The sequence below is a fragment of the Rhizobium sp. NLR16a genome (assembly GCF_017948245.1).
Taxonomy (GTDB): domain Bacteria; phylum Pseudomonadota; class Alphaproteobacteria; order Rhizobiales; family Rhizobiaceae; genus Rhizobium.
In genome coordinates this window covers 208,823-225,004 of record NZ_CP072865.1, presented here as the reverse complement: position 1 = coordinate 225,004, position 16,182 = coordinate 208,823, and the positions used below count along the sequence as shown (strand labels likewise).

Below are 16,182 nucleotides of genomic sequence, written 5' to 3'. Positions count from 1 at the left end.
ATGTTCATCCTCTCCCTTACCTATCGCAAATCCAACGACGAGGCCGACAGGCACATGGGGCCGCACATGGCCTGGGTGAAGGAGGGTTACGCCAAAGGCTGGTTTCTCGCCTCCGGCCGCAAGGTGCCGCGCACCGGCGGCGCGATCCTCGCCATCGGCGACCGTGCCGCAATCGAAGCCTATGTCGCCGCCGATCCCTTCACTATCCACGACGTCGCCGAATACGAAATCACCGAACTTGCGATAACGACGGCGGTTGAAGGACTGGAAATCCTGAAGCGATGATTTTCGTTCAGAGGATCTCGTCGCCCCGATATTTGCCCTTTCCCCGTCAACGCTCTTTATTGTGACGGCGTTTTGTGGTTAGAGCCGGTCACTTCGCAATTTCTGCGGCAATCTCACAAGAATTCTTCAGGCTGAACGCCTTCGTCCCCTTCCACAGGAGAAAAGAATGACGGAACAGAACTATCCGGTATATGCCGAAATTACCGGTCCGATCGTGATGATCGGCTTTGGCTCCATCGGCCGCGGCACCCTGCCCCTGATCGAGCGCCACTTCAAATTCGACAAGAGCCGGATGGTCGTCATCGACCCGCGTGAAGAACCCTCCGACATGGAGATCCTGAAGAAACACGGCGTTCGCCACATTCAGGAATATGTCACCAAGGACAATTACAAGGAGCTGCTGAAGCCCCTGCTGACGAAAGGCGAAGGCCAGGGCTTCTGCGTCAACCTCTCGGTCGACACCTCCTCGCTCGACATCATCAAGCTCTGCCGCAAGCTCGATGTTCTCTATATCGATACGGTTGTCGAGCCCTGGCTCGGCTTCTATTTCGACAAGGGCATGAGCAATGCCGACCGCACCAACTATGCGCTGCGCGAGACGGTGCGCAGGGAAAAGGCGAAAAACCCCGGCGGCGCCACCGCCGTCTCCACATGCGGCGCCAATCCGGGCATGGTCTCCTGGTTCGTCAAGCAGGCGCTCGTCAACCTCGCCAATGATATCGGCGTTAAATTCGAGGAACCGGACCAGCACGATCGCGAAGGCTGGGCCAAGCTGATGAAGAAGGTCGGCGTCAAGGGCGTCCACATCGCCGAGCGCGACACCCAGCGCACCAAGCATCCGAAGCCGCTCAACGTCTTCTGGAACACCTGGTCCGTCGAAGGCTTCATCTCCGAAGGCATGCAGCCGGCCGAACTCGGCTGGGGCACGCACGAGCAGTGGATGCCGAAGAACGCCAAGAAGCACAAGAAGGGCAACAAGGCGGCGATCTACCTGGAGCAGCCGGGCGCCAACACCCGCGTGCGCACATGGTGCCCGACGCCCGGCCCTCAATACGGCTTCCTCGTTACCCATAACGAGTCGATCTCGATCGCCGATTATTTCACGGTCCGCGACAAGGACGGCGAAGTCACATTCCGTCCGACCTGCCACTATGCCTACCATCCGGCCAACGACGCCGTGCTCTCGCTGCATGAGATGTTCGGCAACGGCGGCACCCCGCAGCCGGTCCACCACGTACTCGACGAGGACGAGCTGGAGAACGGCATCGACGAGCTCGGCGTCCTGCTCTACGGCCATGAGAAGAATGCCTACTGGTATGGTTCGCGCCTGTCGCTGGAAGAAACCCGCCGCATAGCGCCCTACCAGAACGCCACCGGCCTGCAGGTGACCTCTGCCGTTCTCGCCGGCATGGTCTGGGCGCTGGAAAACCCGAAGGCCGGCATCGTCGAAGCGGATGAGATCGATTACAAGCGCTGCCTCGACGTGCAGATGCCCTATCTCGGCCCGGTCGAAGGACACTACACCGACTGGACCCCGCTCGACGGTCGTCCCGGTCTCTTCCCCGAGGACATCGACACCAAGGACCCGTGGCAATTCAGGAACGTCCTCGTTCGCTGAAAATCGCCCTCACAGGATTTTGACAATGCCCGCCGCAAGGCGGGCATTTTTGTAACGCTGGCTGTATAAATGGCTCCGCCGCCGCTCCAAGCCTTGCCATCATGGCGAGCGCACGTCATGTTTTGCCCGAAGTTGGCGGGTGACCGCCACGCCGAATCGCCGGGAGAAGCCTTATGAAAATCAGAACTGGTCTTGTTCTTGTCGGTGCAGCGGCCACTCTTGCCGCCTGCGTTTCATCAGGACCGCAACAGCGACCGATCGCAGTCGCGCCGCCTGCAACAAATTCTGTTGAAGGCGAATGGACGGATGCCAACGGCTTGACCTCCGCCTTCACGAATGGACAATTCGTAACCCGCACCAGCGACGGAACGAACACGCAGATGGCATCCGGAACATATACAACAACCCCCGATGGGATCATTCAGATAAACCTTTACTCGAATGTTAAGCGGACGACTTCCCTGGTTAATTGCGCCATGAGCGGCACGAGCCAGCTGAATTGTACGACTGCAACGAATTCGCAGTTCACGCTTACACGTCGTTTGTAATGCTTCAATATCACCCTGCAAAAGCTCCCATTCGGGAGCTTTTTTGTTTTGCGGCATCTTGGAAAGCGCCGCCGCAAACCCAGCTTCCCTCTTGCGACTAGGCGTCGTTTGTTGAAACATCGGCACGCGGGAAACCGCCTGACACCATTATAGGGATCGGCGAGGATCAGGGGGATCTCTCGCCTCAATCAGGAGAACAAGGATGACGAAGTCTTTCAGCTTCGGTCTTTTGACCGCGTCCATGCTGGCGCTGAGCGCGGGCGCCGCCTTTGCCGATTACGAACTCAATATTCTTCACATCAACGATTTCCATTCACGCATCGAATCGATCAACAAGTTCGATTCCACCTGCTCGGCCGAGGAGGAAGGCAAGAAGGAATGCTTCGGCGGCGCCGCCCGCCTGAAGACCGCGATCGACCAGCGCCGCCAGGCGTTATCGGGCAAGAATGTGCTTCTCCTGAATGCCGGCGACAATTTCCAGGGTTCGCTCTTCTACACCACCTATAAGGGCGCGGCCGAAGCCGAATTCCTGAACCTGATGAAGTTCGACGCCATGACCGTCGGCAATCATGAATTTGACGACAGCGAGGACGGGCTTGCGACCTTCCTCGACAAGGTGCAATTCCCCGTCGTGACGGCGAATGTCAAGGCGAGCGCCGCCTCCAAGCTCGGCGACCGCATCAAGCCCTCGCTGGTGCTCGATGTCGGCGGCCAGAAGATCGGCATCGTCGGCGCCGTCACCAACGATACGGCAGAGCTCTCCTCCCCCGGCCCGAATGTCACGATCGAAGATGACGTTCAGACGATCACATCAGCCGTGCAGGACCTGAAAAGCCAGGGGGTCAACAAAATCATCGCGCTGACCCATGTCGGTTATCCCCGCGACCTGGCTTTCATCGCCAAGATCCCGGACGTCGATGTCGTCGTCGGCGGCCACTCCCACAGCCTGCTTTCCAACACCGACCCGAAGGCTGAAGGCCCGTATCCGACGATGGTCGACAATCCGGGCGGCTACAAGGTGCCGGTCGTCCAGGCCGCCTCCTACAGCAAATATCTCGGCGACGTCGTCGTCAATTTCGACGATAACGGCGTCGTCAAGGAAGCCAAGGGCGATCCGATCCTGATCGACGCGTCCTTCACACCCGATCCGGCCGTCGTCACCCGCGTCGCCGAATTGGCAAAACCGATCGAGGAACTGCGCAAAAAGGTGATTGGCTCCTCCGAAAGCCCAATCGAGGGCGACCGGAAGGTCTGCCGCGTCAAGGAATGCTCGATGGGCAATCTAGTGGCCGATGCCATTCTCGATCGCACCAAGAACCAGGGCGTCACCATCGCCTTCCAGAACGGCGGCGGCCTGCGCGCCTCGATCGACGGCGGCGATATCACCCAGGGCGAAGTCATCACTGTCCTGCCCTTCCAGAATACCCTCGCCACTTTTGAAGCAACCGGCGCGGACGTCGTCAAGGCGCTCGAAAACGGCGTCAGTCAGGTCGATCAGGGCGCCGGCCGATTCCCGCAGGTCGCCGGCCTGAAATTCTCGTTCGACCAGTCGAAGCCAGTCGGCAGCCGCGTCAGCGATGTCCAGGTGAAGGAGGGCGACAACTTCGCGCCGATCAACCCGGCCAAGACCTACAAGATCGCCACCAACAACTTCATGCGAGCCGGCGGCGACGGCTATTCGATCTTCAAGCAAGGCAAGAACGCCTATGATTACGGCCCGGATCTCGCCGACGTGACCGCCGACTACGTCGCCGCGCATTCGCCCTATAAGCCCTATACCGATGGCCGCGTCACCGAAATCGGCGCGACCGTGGCACAGGCGCCAGCTGCCGAACCGGCGGCTCCCGCGCCGGCGGCACCTGCGCCGGCCACTGAGCCCGCTCCTGCCCCTGCGGCCCCGGCCGCACCCGCACCAGCCATCGAGCCTGCCCCGGCCGCGCCAGCCCCGGCAACACCGGCAGCTCCCGCGCCCGCGGCGGAACCAGCTCCGGCGGCCTCCGCCCCCGCCGCAACAACGCCTTCCACCCACGTTATCGCGGCCGGCGACACCTTTTGGGATCTCGCCGTCAGCTTCTATGGCGATGGGACGCTGTGGCGGAAGCTTTCGGAGGCCAACGGCAAGCCGAATCCGCACCACCTGACGGTTGGCAAGGAGATCCAGGTTCCTGCAAAATAAGACGATTTGTCTCGACACCATCGGCCGGCTCGGGGTTTCCCGGGCCGGCTTTTCTTTCTATAGGGTGAACCATGTTCTCGAAGCTGCGTATCAGCCGATGAGACAACGAGCGTTGGGGCTAGAATGACAGCAGATATTTCACTTCGCCCGGCGGACCATCCGGCCGTCAATTCAGGCAAGATCGGCGTGCTGCTGGTCAATCTCGGCACGCCCGACGGCACCGACTACACCTCGATGCGCCGCTATCTCAAGGAATTCCTGACCGATCGCCGCGTCATCGAATGGTCGCCCTGGAAGTGGTATCCGATCCTCTTTGGTATCGTGCTCAACAGACGCCCGCAGAAGGTCGGCAAGGCCTACGAGCTGATCTGGAACAAGGAGAAGAACGAAAGTTATCTCCGCACCTACACGCGCAACCAGTCGGAACTGATGACCGAGCGCCTACGGGATCTCGACAATGTCAAGGTCGACTGGGCGATGCGCTACGGCACGCCGTCGATCGCTTCGCGCATCGATGCGCTGAAGCAAGAAGGCTGCGATCGTATCGTGCTCTTCCCGCTCTACCCTCAATATGCGGCGGCAACGACCGCAACCGTCAACGACAAGGCCTTCCAGAAGCTGCTCACGATGCGCTGGCAACCGGCTCTGCGCACCGTGCCCGATTATCACGATAACGAGACCTACATCGAAGCCCTCGCCCAATCCGTCGAAAGACATATTTCCACGCTCGACTGGAAGCCGGAGATGCTGCTCGCCTCCTTCCATGGCATTCCGATGTCCTATTTCAAGCAGGGCGATCCCTATTACTGTCAATGTCAAAAGACCGGCCGCTTGTTGCGCGAGCGGCTCGGGCTCACCAAGGAAAACTTCATGGTCACCTTCCAGTCCCGCTTCGGGCCGGAAGAATGGCTGCAGCCCTATACAGACAAGACGGTGGAGAAGCTTGCCCAGGACGGCGTCAAGCGCATCGCCGTCATCAATCCCGGCTTCGTCTCCGACTGCCTGGAAACGCTGGAAGAAATCGCCGAACAAGCCGCGCATTCGTTCCACGAGAACGGCGGCGACAAGTTCACCCATATCCCCTGCCTCAACGACAGCGAAGACGGCATGAAGGTGCTGGAAAAGGTGGTCCGCCGCGAATTGCAGGGTTGGGTCTGAGAAGAAGATAAAGACCTTTCCTAGAGCCTCCTTTTCAGCTGGAGGTGGTGCATCCGCGTGTCATTTCTTCCTCGCAAAGAACATGCTAATTCACCACATCAGTTGTGAGGCGCTTGCGCATGCGCCGATGGGAGGAAATTTTCATGCTGTTCGGCGGCTTCGACATCGTCGTAATCGTGCTGGTCATCTTCGTCATTCTGGTCCTCTTTGCCGGGATCAAGACCGTACCGCAGGGCTATCGCTACACTATTGAGCGCTTTGGCCGTTATACCCGCACGCTGGAGCCGGGCCTCAACCTCATCACTCCCTTCATCGAGCGCGTCGGAGCGCGGATGAACGTGATGGAGCAGGTGCTGAACGTGCCGACCCAGGAAGTGATTACCAAAGACAATGCCTCGGTTTCAGCCGATGCCGTCGCATTCTTTCAGGTTCTGAATGCTGCCCAGGCCGCCTACCAGGTTTCCCACCTCGAAAATGCCATCCTCAATCTCACCATGACAAACATCCGCTCGGTCATGGGCTCCATGGATCTCGACGAACTGCTTTCCAACCGCGACGCGATCAATGACCGGCTGCTGCGCGTCGTCGACGAGGCGGTGCAGCCATGGGGCATCAAGGTCACCCGCGTCGAAATCAAGGACATCCAGCCGCCGCGCGACCTCGTCGATGCGATGGCCCGCCAGATGAAGGCCGAGCGCGAGAAGCGCGCCCAGGTGCTCGAGGCCGAAGGCGCGCGCAATGCGCAGATCCTCAGGGCCGAAGGCGCCAAGCAATCCGCGATCCTCCAGGCCGAAGGCCAGCGCGAAGCCGCCTTCCGCAACGCCGAAGCCCGCGAGCGACTGGCCGAGGCCGAAGCCAAGGCGACGAAGATGGTCTCCGAGGCGATTGCCGCCGGTGACGTTCAGGCGATCAACTATTTCGTCGCCCAGAAATACACCGAAGCGCTCGCCTCGGTCGGCTCGGCGCCCAATTCCAAGATCGTGCTGATGCCGATGGAAGCCTCTTCCATCCTGAGCTCGCTCGGCGGCATTGGCGCCATCGCCCGCGAAGTCTTCGGTGACGCCGGCAATCCGCCGCCGCCGCCCCCGCCGCGTCCGCGTCCCGCGCCGATCCGCTCTACGCCGCCGATCAATCCGCCGGCCCCCAATCCCTTCAATCCGGATCCGGAGCGATAAGCCATGCTGGCGAAGATCATCGCGGAACTCGGTCCATGGAACTGGTGGGTTGCAGGCCTCGTGCTGCTCGCCGCCGAAATGATCGTGCCCGGTTTCTTCCTGGTCTGGATCGGCCTCGCGGCCTTGATCGTCGGCGCACTGTCGCTGCTCTTCTGGGACAGCGCCTTCTGGGTCTGGGAACTGCAAGCGATCCTTTTTGCGCTTCTGGCCGTCGCCACGACCGTTGCCGGCCGCCGGCTGACGCTGCGCAACGCCGAGACCGACGAGCCCTTCCTCAATCAGCGCGGTGCGAGCCTCGTTGGCCGTACGGCGACGCTGCAGGAACCGATCCGCGAAGGCCGCGGCCGCATCCGCCTCGACGATACGCTATGGCAGGTAATGGGGCCTGATTTGCCTGTGGGAACACAGGTGAAGGTGATCTCGTGTCACGGCCGCGACCTGCGGGTCGAACCGGTCTGATCAGGCGACGCCGATCCGCAGAAGGTCATGGAAGTGCACCAGCCCGATCGGCCGGCTGTCCTCGTCGATGACGATCAGGGCCCCGATGTGGTGCTGGTTGAGCAGCGCCAGGGCGGCCGTCGCAAGCATCGTCGGTTTCACCGTCTTCGGCGTCTTCGTCATGATGTCGTCGACGGCAAGCTCGGCAAGGTTGCGGCTCAGATTCCGAGCCATGTCGCCTTCGGTGACGATGCCGCAGAGCCGCCCATCCCGGTCGAGCACGCCGACGCAGCCGAAATGCTTGCGCGACAGCACGGTGATCGCCTCCGGCATCGGCGTGCCCTTGGTAACGAGCGGCAGCTTCTCGCCGGTATGCATGATATCGGCGACATGCATCAAGCTCGCACCCAGCTTGCCGCCGGGATGAAAAACGTGGAAATCGGTGGCGCTAAAGCCCCGCGCCTCCAGGAGTGCGACCGCCAAGGCATCGCCGAGTGCAAGCTGCATCAGCGTCGAGGTCGTCGGCGCCAGCCCATTGGGGCAGGCTTCCTGTTCGTTCGGCACCAGAAGCACGATGTCGGCGGCCGTCGCAAGCGAGGAAGCTTCGCTGCAAGTAATCGCGATCAAGGGGATCGAGAAGCGCCGCGTGAAGGAAATGATACTCTTGAGTTCGGCGCTCTCGCCGCCTTTGGAAATCGCCAAGACGACGTCATCGCGCGCTATCATGCCGAGATCGCCATGATTGGCTTCGGCCGCATGCACGAAAAAGGCTGGGGTGCCGGTCGAGGCGAATGTCGCCGCGAGCTTGGTACCGATATGGCCGCTCTTGCCGACGCCGGTAACGATGACCCGGCCGGAGATGTCGCCGATGATCTCGACGGCGCGGGTGAAAGGACCGGCCAGTCCGTTGTCAAAGGCCCGTTCGAGCGCTTCAAGACCGCGTTTCTCGGTCTCTATCGTGCGTTTTGCCGATTCGAGCACGCTGTTTTCAACGAGTTTGATCGCTCTTCTGTTCATGGAGATGCGTTAGACCTTTTCACTTTCCAAGTCCACCCCGCACCATTTCCGAATTGTGAACAGCGCCCGCCGGCGGCAACGAATGATTAACCACAACGCTTTACCTTTGAGTAAGAACCGAAAGCATGTCAGGCGAGTGAATGGGGCAGCCAAAACAGACGAGCAGTGTGACGCCGCTCCGCGCGATGAGGCGTGTCGTCTGCTTTACTGCGTTCGGCACCCTGCTGGTCGGCCAGACTGCGGCATTCGCACAGTCCATCTCACAGCAGCCTGTCGCTAGCCACGCCGCCAGCCAGGACAGTCGCACCACGAACAATGCCGCGGCCGGTTTCGGTGATGAAATCGACGTTTCTACCGCTCCTGTGGCAACGGGTGCGGCGGGAAACCCGGACGACGCCCAGCAGAGGCCCGTCACACCGGACGCGCAACCCGGTGACGAGATTACCGGCTCAATCCTCGATGAGGACATGCGCCGACTGAACACCCGTGAAGCGCGGATCGACGAGACACCGCCGGTGCGCAGGGCTGGCGAAAGTGCCTCGATGGCAGAAACACCCGGTATTCCGATCGGTACCTTCGTGCTCCGTCCGAGCGTGACCCAAAGCATCAACACCGAGACCACCAAGGACGGCAATACCAGGCAACGGCGCGCCTTCCTCGAAACGGATGCAGCCGCGACGCTCACCTCCGACTGGGGACGGCACCAGCTGACCGTCACGTCGGAAGGCGCCTGGCAACGAAATATCAGCGGCGAAGGCGAGGAGCAGCCGTCTTTCAAAGTCAATAGCGATCTCCGCCTGGATCTTGCCGACGACACGGTGGCGCACCTCACGGCCGGTTATAATTTCTACCGCGAGGATACGGACGATCCCGACGCCATCGCCGATGCCACACAGCAGTCAGATGTGCAGGAGTTCACTGCCGGCGCCTCCGTCCAACGCGATTTCGGCATCCTGCGCGGCACGACGGCGCTGGCGCTGAGCCGTTCGATCTATTCCGACGCCACGCTTGCGAACGGCACGACCGTGGAGTTGAACGATCGCAACCAGACGACCGGTACGCTGCGCGGTCGCGTCGGCTACGAGCTGTCGCCCGCGCTCATCCCCTTCATCGAGGCCACGATCGGCCGTACCCTCTATGACGAAACACGCGACTCCGCCGGTTACGAGCGCTCAGGCCATAGCTATGGCGCCAAGGCCGGCGTCGAGGTCGACCTCGGCGAAAAGCTGAAGGGTGAAGTCGGGGTAGGCTACGAAAGGGCGGATTTCGAGGACAGCCGGCTCGCCTCGATCGATACAGCCACGCTCGATGCGAGCCTGCTTTGGTCGCCGATCCGCGGCACCGACGTCAATCTAGACCTGCAGACTAGCATCCAGCCCTCGACCACCGCCGGCGAGAGCGGCTACGTTTCGCATGCGCTGACGACGACGGTCACCCACCAGCTGCGCGACAACCTGGTCGGAACCATGATCGGCGGCGTCATATGGCGCGACTATCCCACCGACAGCACAATCAACGACGAGCTCGTCTATACTGCGGCGACCGGCCTGACCTGGAACATCAACCGCTATCTCGATCTCACCAGCACGCTCGGCTACGAGTTGACGACGCGCAAGGACGGCGATGACTCGCAGCAATGGCGCGCCGGCGTCGGCCTGAAGCTGAAACGCTAAACGCCGCGCCTCCGGTGCGAGGCGCGGCGCTTGATCATTCATAGCTGTGCGCAAACCTTAATTCAGGCCGGCAAGCAGTTCCTTGAAACCGCCTTCGACCGACGGACGGATATCGGCGCGTTCGAGGGCGTAGGCGACGTTGGCCAGGATGAAGCCATCCTTGGCGCCGCAGTCGTAGGTCGTGCCACGGAAGTGGTAGCCGGCGAAATCCTGTTCCTTCAGCAGCTTCAGCATGCCGTCAGTGAGCTGGATTTCATTGCCGGCGCCGCGCTCCTGGGTTTCGAGGATCTTGAAGATCTCCGGCTGCAGGATGTAGCGGCCGTTGATGAAGAAATTCGAGGGCGCCGTTCCCTTGGCAGGCTTTTCCACCATGCCGGTGATGCGGAAGCCTTCGCCGATCGCTTCGCCGACGCCGACGATGCCGTATTTATGGGCCTGATCGGGGGCACATTCCTCAACGGCGATAATGTTGCCGCCGCTCTGGCCGTAGAGCTCGATCATGCCCTTCATGCAGCCCTTGTCGCCCTTCATGATCATATCAGGCAGCAGCAGCGCGAAAGGTTCGTCGCCGACGATTTCGCGGGCGCACCAGACGGCATGACCGAGACCGAGCGGTTCCTGCTGACGGGTGAAGCTTACCGTTCCGGCCTTTGGCAGTTGCTCGGCAAGAAGGGTTATCTCGGCCTCCTTGGCGCGTTCGCGCAGCGTCTGTTCCAGCTCGAAATGAATGTCGAAATAGTCTTCGATAATGTGCTTGTTGCGTCCGGTGACGAAGACCAGATGCTCGATCCCTGCTTCCAACGCCTCATCGACGACGTATTGAATGATAGGCTTGTCGACAACGGTCAACATTTCCTTCGGAACAGCCTTCGTTGCCGGCAGGAAACGCGTTCCCAACCCTGCCACCGGAAAAACTGCCTTACGAACTTTATTGTGATGCGCCACACAGGCCTCCTGCTTTGACTAAATCGCCTTTTAAATAAAGCCGTTCACGTCTGACTAGTATAGAATTGCGACTGTTTTGCAATGGTGACCGCCGCGGGTCGCCATGGTAAAGAATTTGTTGACTCCGTTCCTGTAGTCTCGGGTCTGGGCGGACATGATGCCCCCTGCTGCACCGAAAACTGAAGATGACGGATACGACTGTCGATGATCCAGAATCACAAAAACTCCCTTCGTGGTCTTGCTCTCGCCCTCGTTGTCGCCGCCCAGGTAGGGCTGGCCCCCGACAACGCGAAAGCCGATTCCCGGTTCCAGAAATGGATCGCGGACTTTTACCAAACAGCCGCTGAGAGTGGCATCAGTAAGGCAACCTATCAAAAGGCCTTTTCCGGGGTGAGCGAACCCGACCCGACGGTGCTCGAAAAGGCGGCCTATCAACCGGAATTCACCTCGAAGATTTGGGACTACATTGATTCCCGCGTTAACCCCTACACGGTCAGGATCGGCCGCGAGATGGCCGTCAAGCATGCGCGGACGCTCAATGCGATCGAGCAGCGCTTCGGCGTCGACAAGACGATTCTGCTCGCGATCTGGTCGATGGAATCGAATTACGGCGCGATTCTCGACAAGGACGACCGGCTGCACTATGTGCCGCGCGCACTGGCAACCCTTGCTTACGCCGATCCGAGTCGGGCCAAATTCGCCAAGAAGCAACTGGTTGCCGCGTTGAAAATCCTGCAGAATGGGGATGTGCCGGCACGTCAGATGACCGGCTCCTGGGCGGGCGCCATGGGCCACACTCAGTTCATCCCGACAAGCTATCTGCTCTACGCTGTCGATGCCGACGGCAACGGCCATCGCGATATCTGGAATTCGGTGCCGGACGCGCTGGCGACCTCGGCCAATCTGCTAATGAAGAACGGCTGGGATGCCGGCAAGACCTGGGGCTACGAGGTCGTCGTTCCCGCCGCAGCCGCCAAGCAGGCCGGCAAGACCCATACGCTCGCCCAATGGGCGGAGCTCGGCCTGAAACGGCCGAACGGCAAGGCCTTCCGCGACGGCGGCACCAAAGCCGTGCTGAAAATGCCTGCCGGAGCCGGCGGTCCCGGCTTCCTGATGACGGCAAACTTCTTCACCATCAAGAACTACAATGCGTCGGACAGCTACGCGCTCGCCGTTGGCCTGCTGGCCGACCAGATCGCCGGCTATGGCGGCATTCAGCAGCGCTGGCCGCGCCCCGACGGCGCGCTCGACATCACCGAGAAATTCGAGCTGCAAACCCGTCTCAAGACGCTCGGCTATTACAATGGTGAGGTTGACGGCAATTTCGGCTCGGGTTCGAAAGCGGCGATATCGGCGGTGCAGGAGCGCATCGGCATGCAGCCCGACGGCGAGCCCTCGCTGCCGCTTTTGAACGCACTTCGCCGCTAGAAGTGGCCCTACGATGACCTACATAAAGCGGGAGTAGACGCTGGCCTGCCACCAGTGCAAGATGCCGGCAGATGCGGAACTGCCCATGATGAAGAAAACTCACCGGACCCCTCAAATCCGCTGGCTCATGCTCGCCTTGATGGCGGCTTCGGTGTGCCTTGGCGCTCTTGCGCCGGTGGCTGTCGCCCAAGCCCAGGAGCAGCGCTATCAGCGCCGGTCCATCTTGGATTTCTTCCTCGGCCGGCGCTATCTCGACGACAGCCCACAGGCTCCTGATGTCCCGGAGCCGAGACGCCAGCAGCGCAAGCGCCCGCCGCCGGCGCAGAAAGCCGTGGTCAATCCCCGCACCACGCCGCCGGTCCGCGCTCCGGTACGGGAAGAAGAGCCTGTCGTGCAGAAGCTCCCCGACGCCCGCAAGATCCTGATCGTCGGTGATTTTCTCGCTAGCGGCCTCGGCGACGGCCTGACCGCCGCCTTCGAGACATCGCCGGGCGTCATCGTCGAAGCCCGCGGCAATGTTTCCTCGGGTCTTGTCCGCGATGATTATTATGACTGGCCGGAACAGTTACCGAAGATGATCGACGAGCTGAAGCCGGCAATGGTCGTCGTCATGATCGGCGCCAATGACCGCCAGCAGATGGTGACCGACACTGCCAAGGAGAAGTTCCGCACCGACGGCTGGTTTGCCGAATATCGCCGCCGTGTCCTTTCTTTCGGCAAGGAAGTCACCAGCCGCAAGATACCGCTGCTCTGGGTCGGTCTTCCCGCCTTCGAATCCGATCAGATGACGGCCGATGCCGTCCAGATGAACCAGCTCTATCGTAACCAGGTCGAGAGCATCGGCGGTGAATTCGTCGATATCTGGGATGGTTTTGTCGATGAAAACGGCACCTTCATCGTCACCGGTTCCGACGTGAAGGGGCAGCAGGTGCGCTTGCGCACCTCCGACGGCATCAACCTCACGCAGGCCGGCCGGCGCAAACTTGCCTTCTATGTGGAAAAGCCCGCCCGCCGGATTCTCGGCACCCAGGCAAGCCCTGATCTGGTGCGCCTCGATGAAAGCAATTTGCCGGGTCTCGGCCTTCCCACCAATCCGGTCGAGCACACCGTGCCGATCAGCCTCTCCGATCCCAATCTCGATGGCGGCGCCGAGCTCCTTGGCGCAAGACCGCCACCGGTGACGCTGACGAAATCGCCGCGCGATCTCCTGGTCGAGCAGGGCGAGATGACGCCGGCACCTGTCGGTCGCGTCGACGACTACCGCATGCCGGCGGCCAAGACGCCGGCCGAAGTCTCGGTGAAATGAAAAAGGCTACGCGAGGCGGCTTTCTTACGCCGCCTTTGGCCAACTCAGATAATAGTAGTTCGAGCCGATCAGCCCGAAGAAGGCATTGCTGTCGTTCGTCTGATCGACATAGCTGCCGTTCTCCTTGACAAAGGCGCCGTCGGAGCCGCGCTCCAGATGCGCATCGAGGAAATCGCTCCAGCCGCTGACATTGATCGCCTTGCCGGCCTCGCTTTCCGTGTCGGCCTCATCCGGATCATCGACGTCCCAGGCGCGGATCGACACGCCCTGCTTCGGATCGGAGATGGAGAGCGTGCCTGTTTCGAGCGCAGCCAGCATGTCATGAGCCTTGCCGCTTTCGCCTTCGGCCGCGGCCGCTTCCTGCAACTGGTGCTTCAGCATCGACATGAAGGAGGCGCTGGTCACATCGGCGCGGTCGTCGGTCGTGTCGGTCTCGTCGGAAGTATCGCTTTTGGAGGAAAGCGTGTCGAGCAGCCCCGACAGCGCCTGATTGGAAAGAAGCGACGCTGAGCTCGAATCGAGTCCGTAGCTGCTCAGAATGCTGGCGGCCGACGAACTCCGCGTATCCTCCGAGCTTTCATCGGAGCTCCGAAGATTCTTCAAGGCGTATTGAGCCGAAACCATCCTGGTATTATCGAGTGCAGAAACCATTTGAATAATCCTTGTCGATCATTCGCGGCGGCTCCTCCTGAGCCCGCGTCCGGCTTAAGCTTCACCCTCCGGCATTGCTCAAGGCTTGCGTCGCATTCCGCCGCGTCAAGCGGTCGCACCGGCAAAGGAGGTCCCGCCGGACGCGCCGCGCACAATAAAAAACTCCGCCGGAAGGGGCGGAGTTCGTCTCTTCATCAGCTATCTGAGGCGCGATCAGTTCGGCAGGACGGTCGAGCCCATCAACGCCTCGTCGATGGCGCGTGCCGCCTGGCGACCTTCGCGGATCGCCCAGACCACCAGCGACTGGCCACGGCGCACATCGCCCGCCGTCCAGAGCTTGTCGACCGAGGTCTTGTAGTCGCGGTCGTTGGCGACGACATTGGTCGAGCCGCGCTTGTCGGTGTTCAGCGTCAGCTTGCCTTCGAGCTCCTTCAGCACGCTTGTCGTGAACGGGCCGCGGAAACCGATGGCGATGAAGGCGAGATCGGCGCGGATGACGAATTCCGTGCCGGCAACCGGCCGCCGGCGCTCGTCGACCTCGCAGCACTTGACGCCCGTCAGCACGCCGTCTTCGCCGATGAATTCGAGCGTCGCGACCTGGAACTCGCGCACGGCGCCCTCGGCCTGCGAGGAGGAGGTGCGCATCTTCGTCGCCCAGAAGGGCCAGACAGCGAGCTTGTCTTCCTTTTCCGGCGGCTGCGGCCGAATGTCGAGCTGGGTGACCTTGACCGCCCCCTGGCGGAAGGCCGTGCCGACACAATCCGAAGCCGTATCGCCACCGCCGACGACGACAACATGTTTGGCGCCGGCCAGGATCGGGTCCGACGGCCAGCCGACACTGTCGATATTCTCGCGCCCGACACGGCGGTTCTGCTGCACCAGATAGGGCATCGCATCATGCACGCCTGCGAGGTCGGCGCCCGGAATGCCCGCCTCGCGCGGCGTCTCGGAGCCGCCGCAATAAAGGACGGCCTCGTGGTCGGCCAGCAACTGTTCGACCTTGACGTCGACGCCGACATTGACGCCGCAATGGAAGGTCACGCCCTCGCCCTTCATCTGCTCGACGCGGCGGTCGATGAAGTTCTTCTCCATCTTGAAATCGGGAATGCCGTAGCGCAGCAGGCCGCCCGGCTTGGTCTCGCGCTCATAGACATGCACCTCGTGGCCGGCGCGGCCGAGCTGCTGGGCAGCCGCCATGCCGGCGGGGCCGGAGCCGACGACGGCGACCTTCTTGCCGGTATGGACCGTGGCCGGCTGCGGCCTGATGAAGCCGAGTTCATAGGCCTTGTCGGCGACCGCCTGCTCGACCGTCTTGATGGCGACCGGCGCATCCTCGAGATTCAAAGTGCAGGCTTCCTCGCAGGGAGCCGGGCAGACGCGGCCGGTGAATTCCGGGAAGTTGTTGGTCGAATGCAGGTTCTGGATCGCCGCTTCCCAGTTGTTGTTGTAGACGAGGTCGTTCCAATCCGGAATCTGGTTGTGAACCGGGCAGCCGGTCGGCCCGTGACAATAGGGAATGCCACAGTCCATGCAGCGCGCGGCCTGTTTTTGCACTTCCGGGTCCGACATCGGGATCGTGAACTCGCGGAAATGCCGGATGCGATCCGACGCCGGCTGGTACTTCGCCACCTGCCGGTCGATTTCCAGAAATCCTGTAACCTTACCCATTTCTTCGTCCCTTACCCTCATGACCGCCTCACTGCGGCCAGTTGTCTGTCGTCAGTCCCCGGCAATCCGGGCGGGTTGCTTCTCTTGACCGTCATT

Annotated in this window: 14 protein-coding genes; 10 read left to right on the top strand and 4 right to left on the bottom strand. The window is 61.3% G+C overall.

What is annotated here, in order from left to right; all coding sequences use genetic code 11:
- The 7 genes from J7U39_RS00980 (at position 1) to J7U39_RS00950 (ending at position 7,419) form a co-directional block, all read left to right on the top strand.
- Positions 1 to 285: a YciI family protein gene (locus J7U39_RS00980; protein ID WP_210629869.1), complete on the top strand. Its 285-nt coding sequence runs from the start codon at positions 1 to 3 to the stop codon at positions 283 to 285.
- A gap of 166 nt (positions 286 to 451) precedes the next feature.
- Positions 452 to 1,903, top strand: a complete 1,452-nt coding sequence (locus J7U39_RS00975; RefSeq protein WP_210629868.1) for a homospermidine synthase — start codon at positions 452 to 454, stop codon at positions 1,901 to 1,903.
- A gap of 173 nt (positions 1,904 to 2,076) precedes the next feature.
- The gene (locus tag J7U39_RS00970; RefSeq protein ID WP_210629867.1) at positions 2,077 to 2,451 is read left to right on the top strand and encodes a hypothetical protein; all 375 of its coding nucleotides are present in this window, start codon (positions 2,077 to 2,079) and stop codon (positions 2,449 to 2,451) included.
- 202 nt (positions 2,452 to 2,653) lie between these two features.
- Entirely contained in the window at positions 2,654 to 4,627 is a 1,974-nt protein-coding gene (locus J7U39_RS00965; RefSeq protein WP_210629866.1) for a bifunctional metallophosphatase/5'-nucleotidase, read from the top strand.
- A gap of 123 nt (positions 4,628 to 4,750) precedes the next feature.
- Positions 4,751 to 5,785, top strand: a complete 1,035-nt coding sequence (gene hemH, locus J7U39_RS00960; protein ID WP_210629865.1) for a ferrochelatase — start codon at positions 4,751 to 4,753, stop codon at positions 5,783 to 5,785.
- A 143-nt stretch (positions 5,786 to 5,928) separates the two neighbouring features.
- Complete coding sequence (locus tag J7U39_RS00955; RefSeq protein WP_210629864.1) at positions 5,929 to 6,960, top strand: SPFH domain-containing protein; 1,032 nt, start codon at positions 5,929 to 5,931, stop codon at positions 6,958 to 6,960.
- A gap of 3 nt (positions 6,961 to 6,963) precedes the next feature.
- Positions 6,964 to 7,419, top strand: coding sequence for an NfeD family protein (locus J7U39_RS00950; protein ID WP_210629863.1), 456 nt, complete (start codon positions 6,964 to 6,966; stop codon positions 7,417 to 7,419).
- On the opposite strand, the gene J7U39_RS00945 is transcribed toward J7U39_RS00950, so the two are convergent.
- Positions 7,420 to 8,415 carry a KpsF/GutQ family sugar-phosphate isomerase gene (locus tag J7U39_RS00945; RefSeq protein ID WP_210629862.1) on the bottom strand — a complete coding sequence of 332 codons (996 nt, stop codon included), beginning with the start codon at positions 8,413 to 8,415 and terminating at the stop codon, positions 7,420 to 7,422. It lies immediately after the preceding gene.
- Between the two features lie 140 nt (positions 8,416 to 8,555).
- Between J7U39_RS00945 and J7U39_RS00940 the strand changes: the two genes are divergently transcribed.
- Positions 8,556 to 10,088 carry an outer membrane beta-barrel protein gene (locus tag J7U39_RS00940; RefSeq protein WP_210629861.1) on the top strand — a complete coding sequence of 511 codons (1,533 nt, stop codon included), beginning with the start codon at positions 8,556 to 8,558 and terminating at the stop codon, positions 10,086 to 10,088.
- Between the two features lie 57 nt (positions 10,089 to 10,145).
- On the opposite strand, the gene galU is transcribed toward J7U39_RS00940, so the two are convergent.
- Entirely contained in the window at positions 10,146 to 11,033 is an 888-nt protein-coding gene (galU, locus tag J7U39_RS00935) for a UTP--glucose-1-phosphate uridylyltransferase GalU (RefSeq protein ID WP_210629860.1), read from the bottom strand.
- Positions 11,034 to 11,237: 204 nt separating this feature from the next.
- On the opposite strand from galU, the gene J7U39_RS00930 reads away from it, so the two are divergent.
- Both J7U39_RS00930 and J7U39_RS00925 read left to right on the top strand, forming a co-directional pair.
- Positions 11,238 to 12,461: a lytic murein transglycosylase gene (locus J7U39_RS00930; protein ID WP_210629859.1), complete on the top strand. Its 1,224-nt coding sequence runs from the start codon at positions 11,238 to 11,240 to the stop codon at positions 12,459 to 12,461.
- 61 nt (positions 12,462 to 12,522) lie between these two features.
- Positions 12,523 to 13,767 carry a DUF459 domain-containing protein gene (locus J7U39_RS00925; protein ID WP_210629858.1) on the top strand — a complete coding sequence of 415 codons (1,245 nt, stop codon included), beginning with the start codon at positions 12,523 to 12,525 and terminating at the stop codon, positions 13,765 to 13,767.
- A gap of 24 nt (positions 13,768 to 13,791) precedes the next feature.
- Here J7U39_RS00925 and J7U39_RS00920 read toward each other — a convergent pair whose 3' ends face one another.
- Positions 13,792 to 14,418 (bottom strand): hypothetical protein, encoded by a 627-nt coding sequence (locus tag J7U39_RS00920; protein ID WP_210629857.1) that lies wholly within the window; start codon positions 14,416 to 14,418, stop codon positions 13,792 to 13,794.
- A gap of 213 nt (positions 14,419 to 14,631) precedes the next feature.
- A complete protein-coding gene (locus tag J7U39_RS00915) occupies positions 14,632 to 16,086 on the bottom strand; it encodes a glutamate synthase subunit beta (RefSeq protein ID WP_210629856.1) in 1,455 nt (484 codons plus the stop codon).
- Between the last annotated feature and the right edge of the window lie 96 nt (positions 16,087 to 16,182).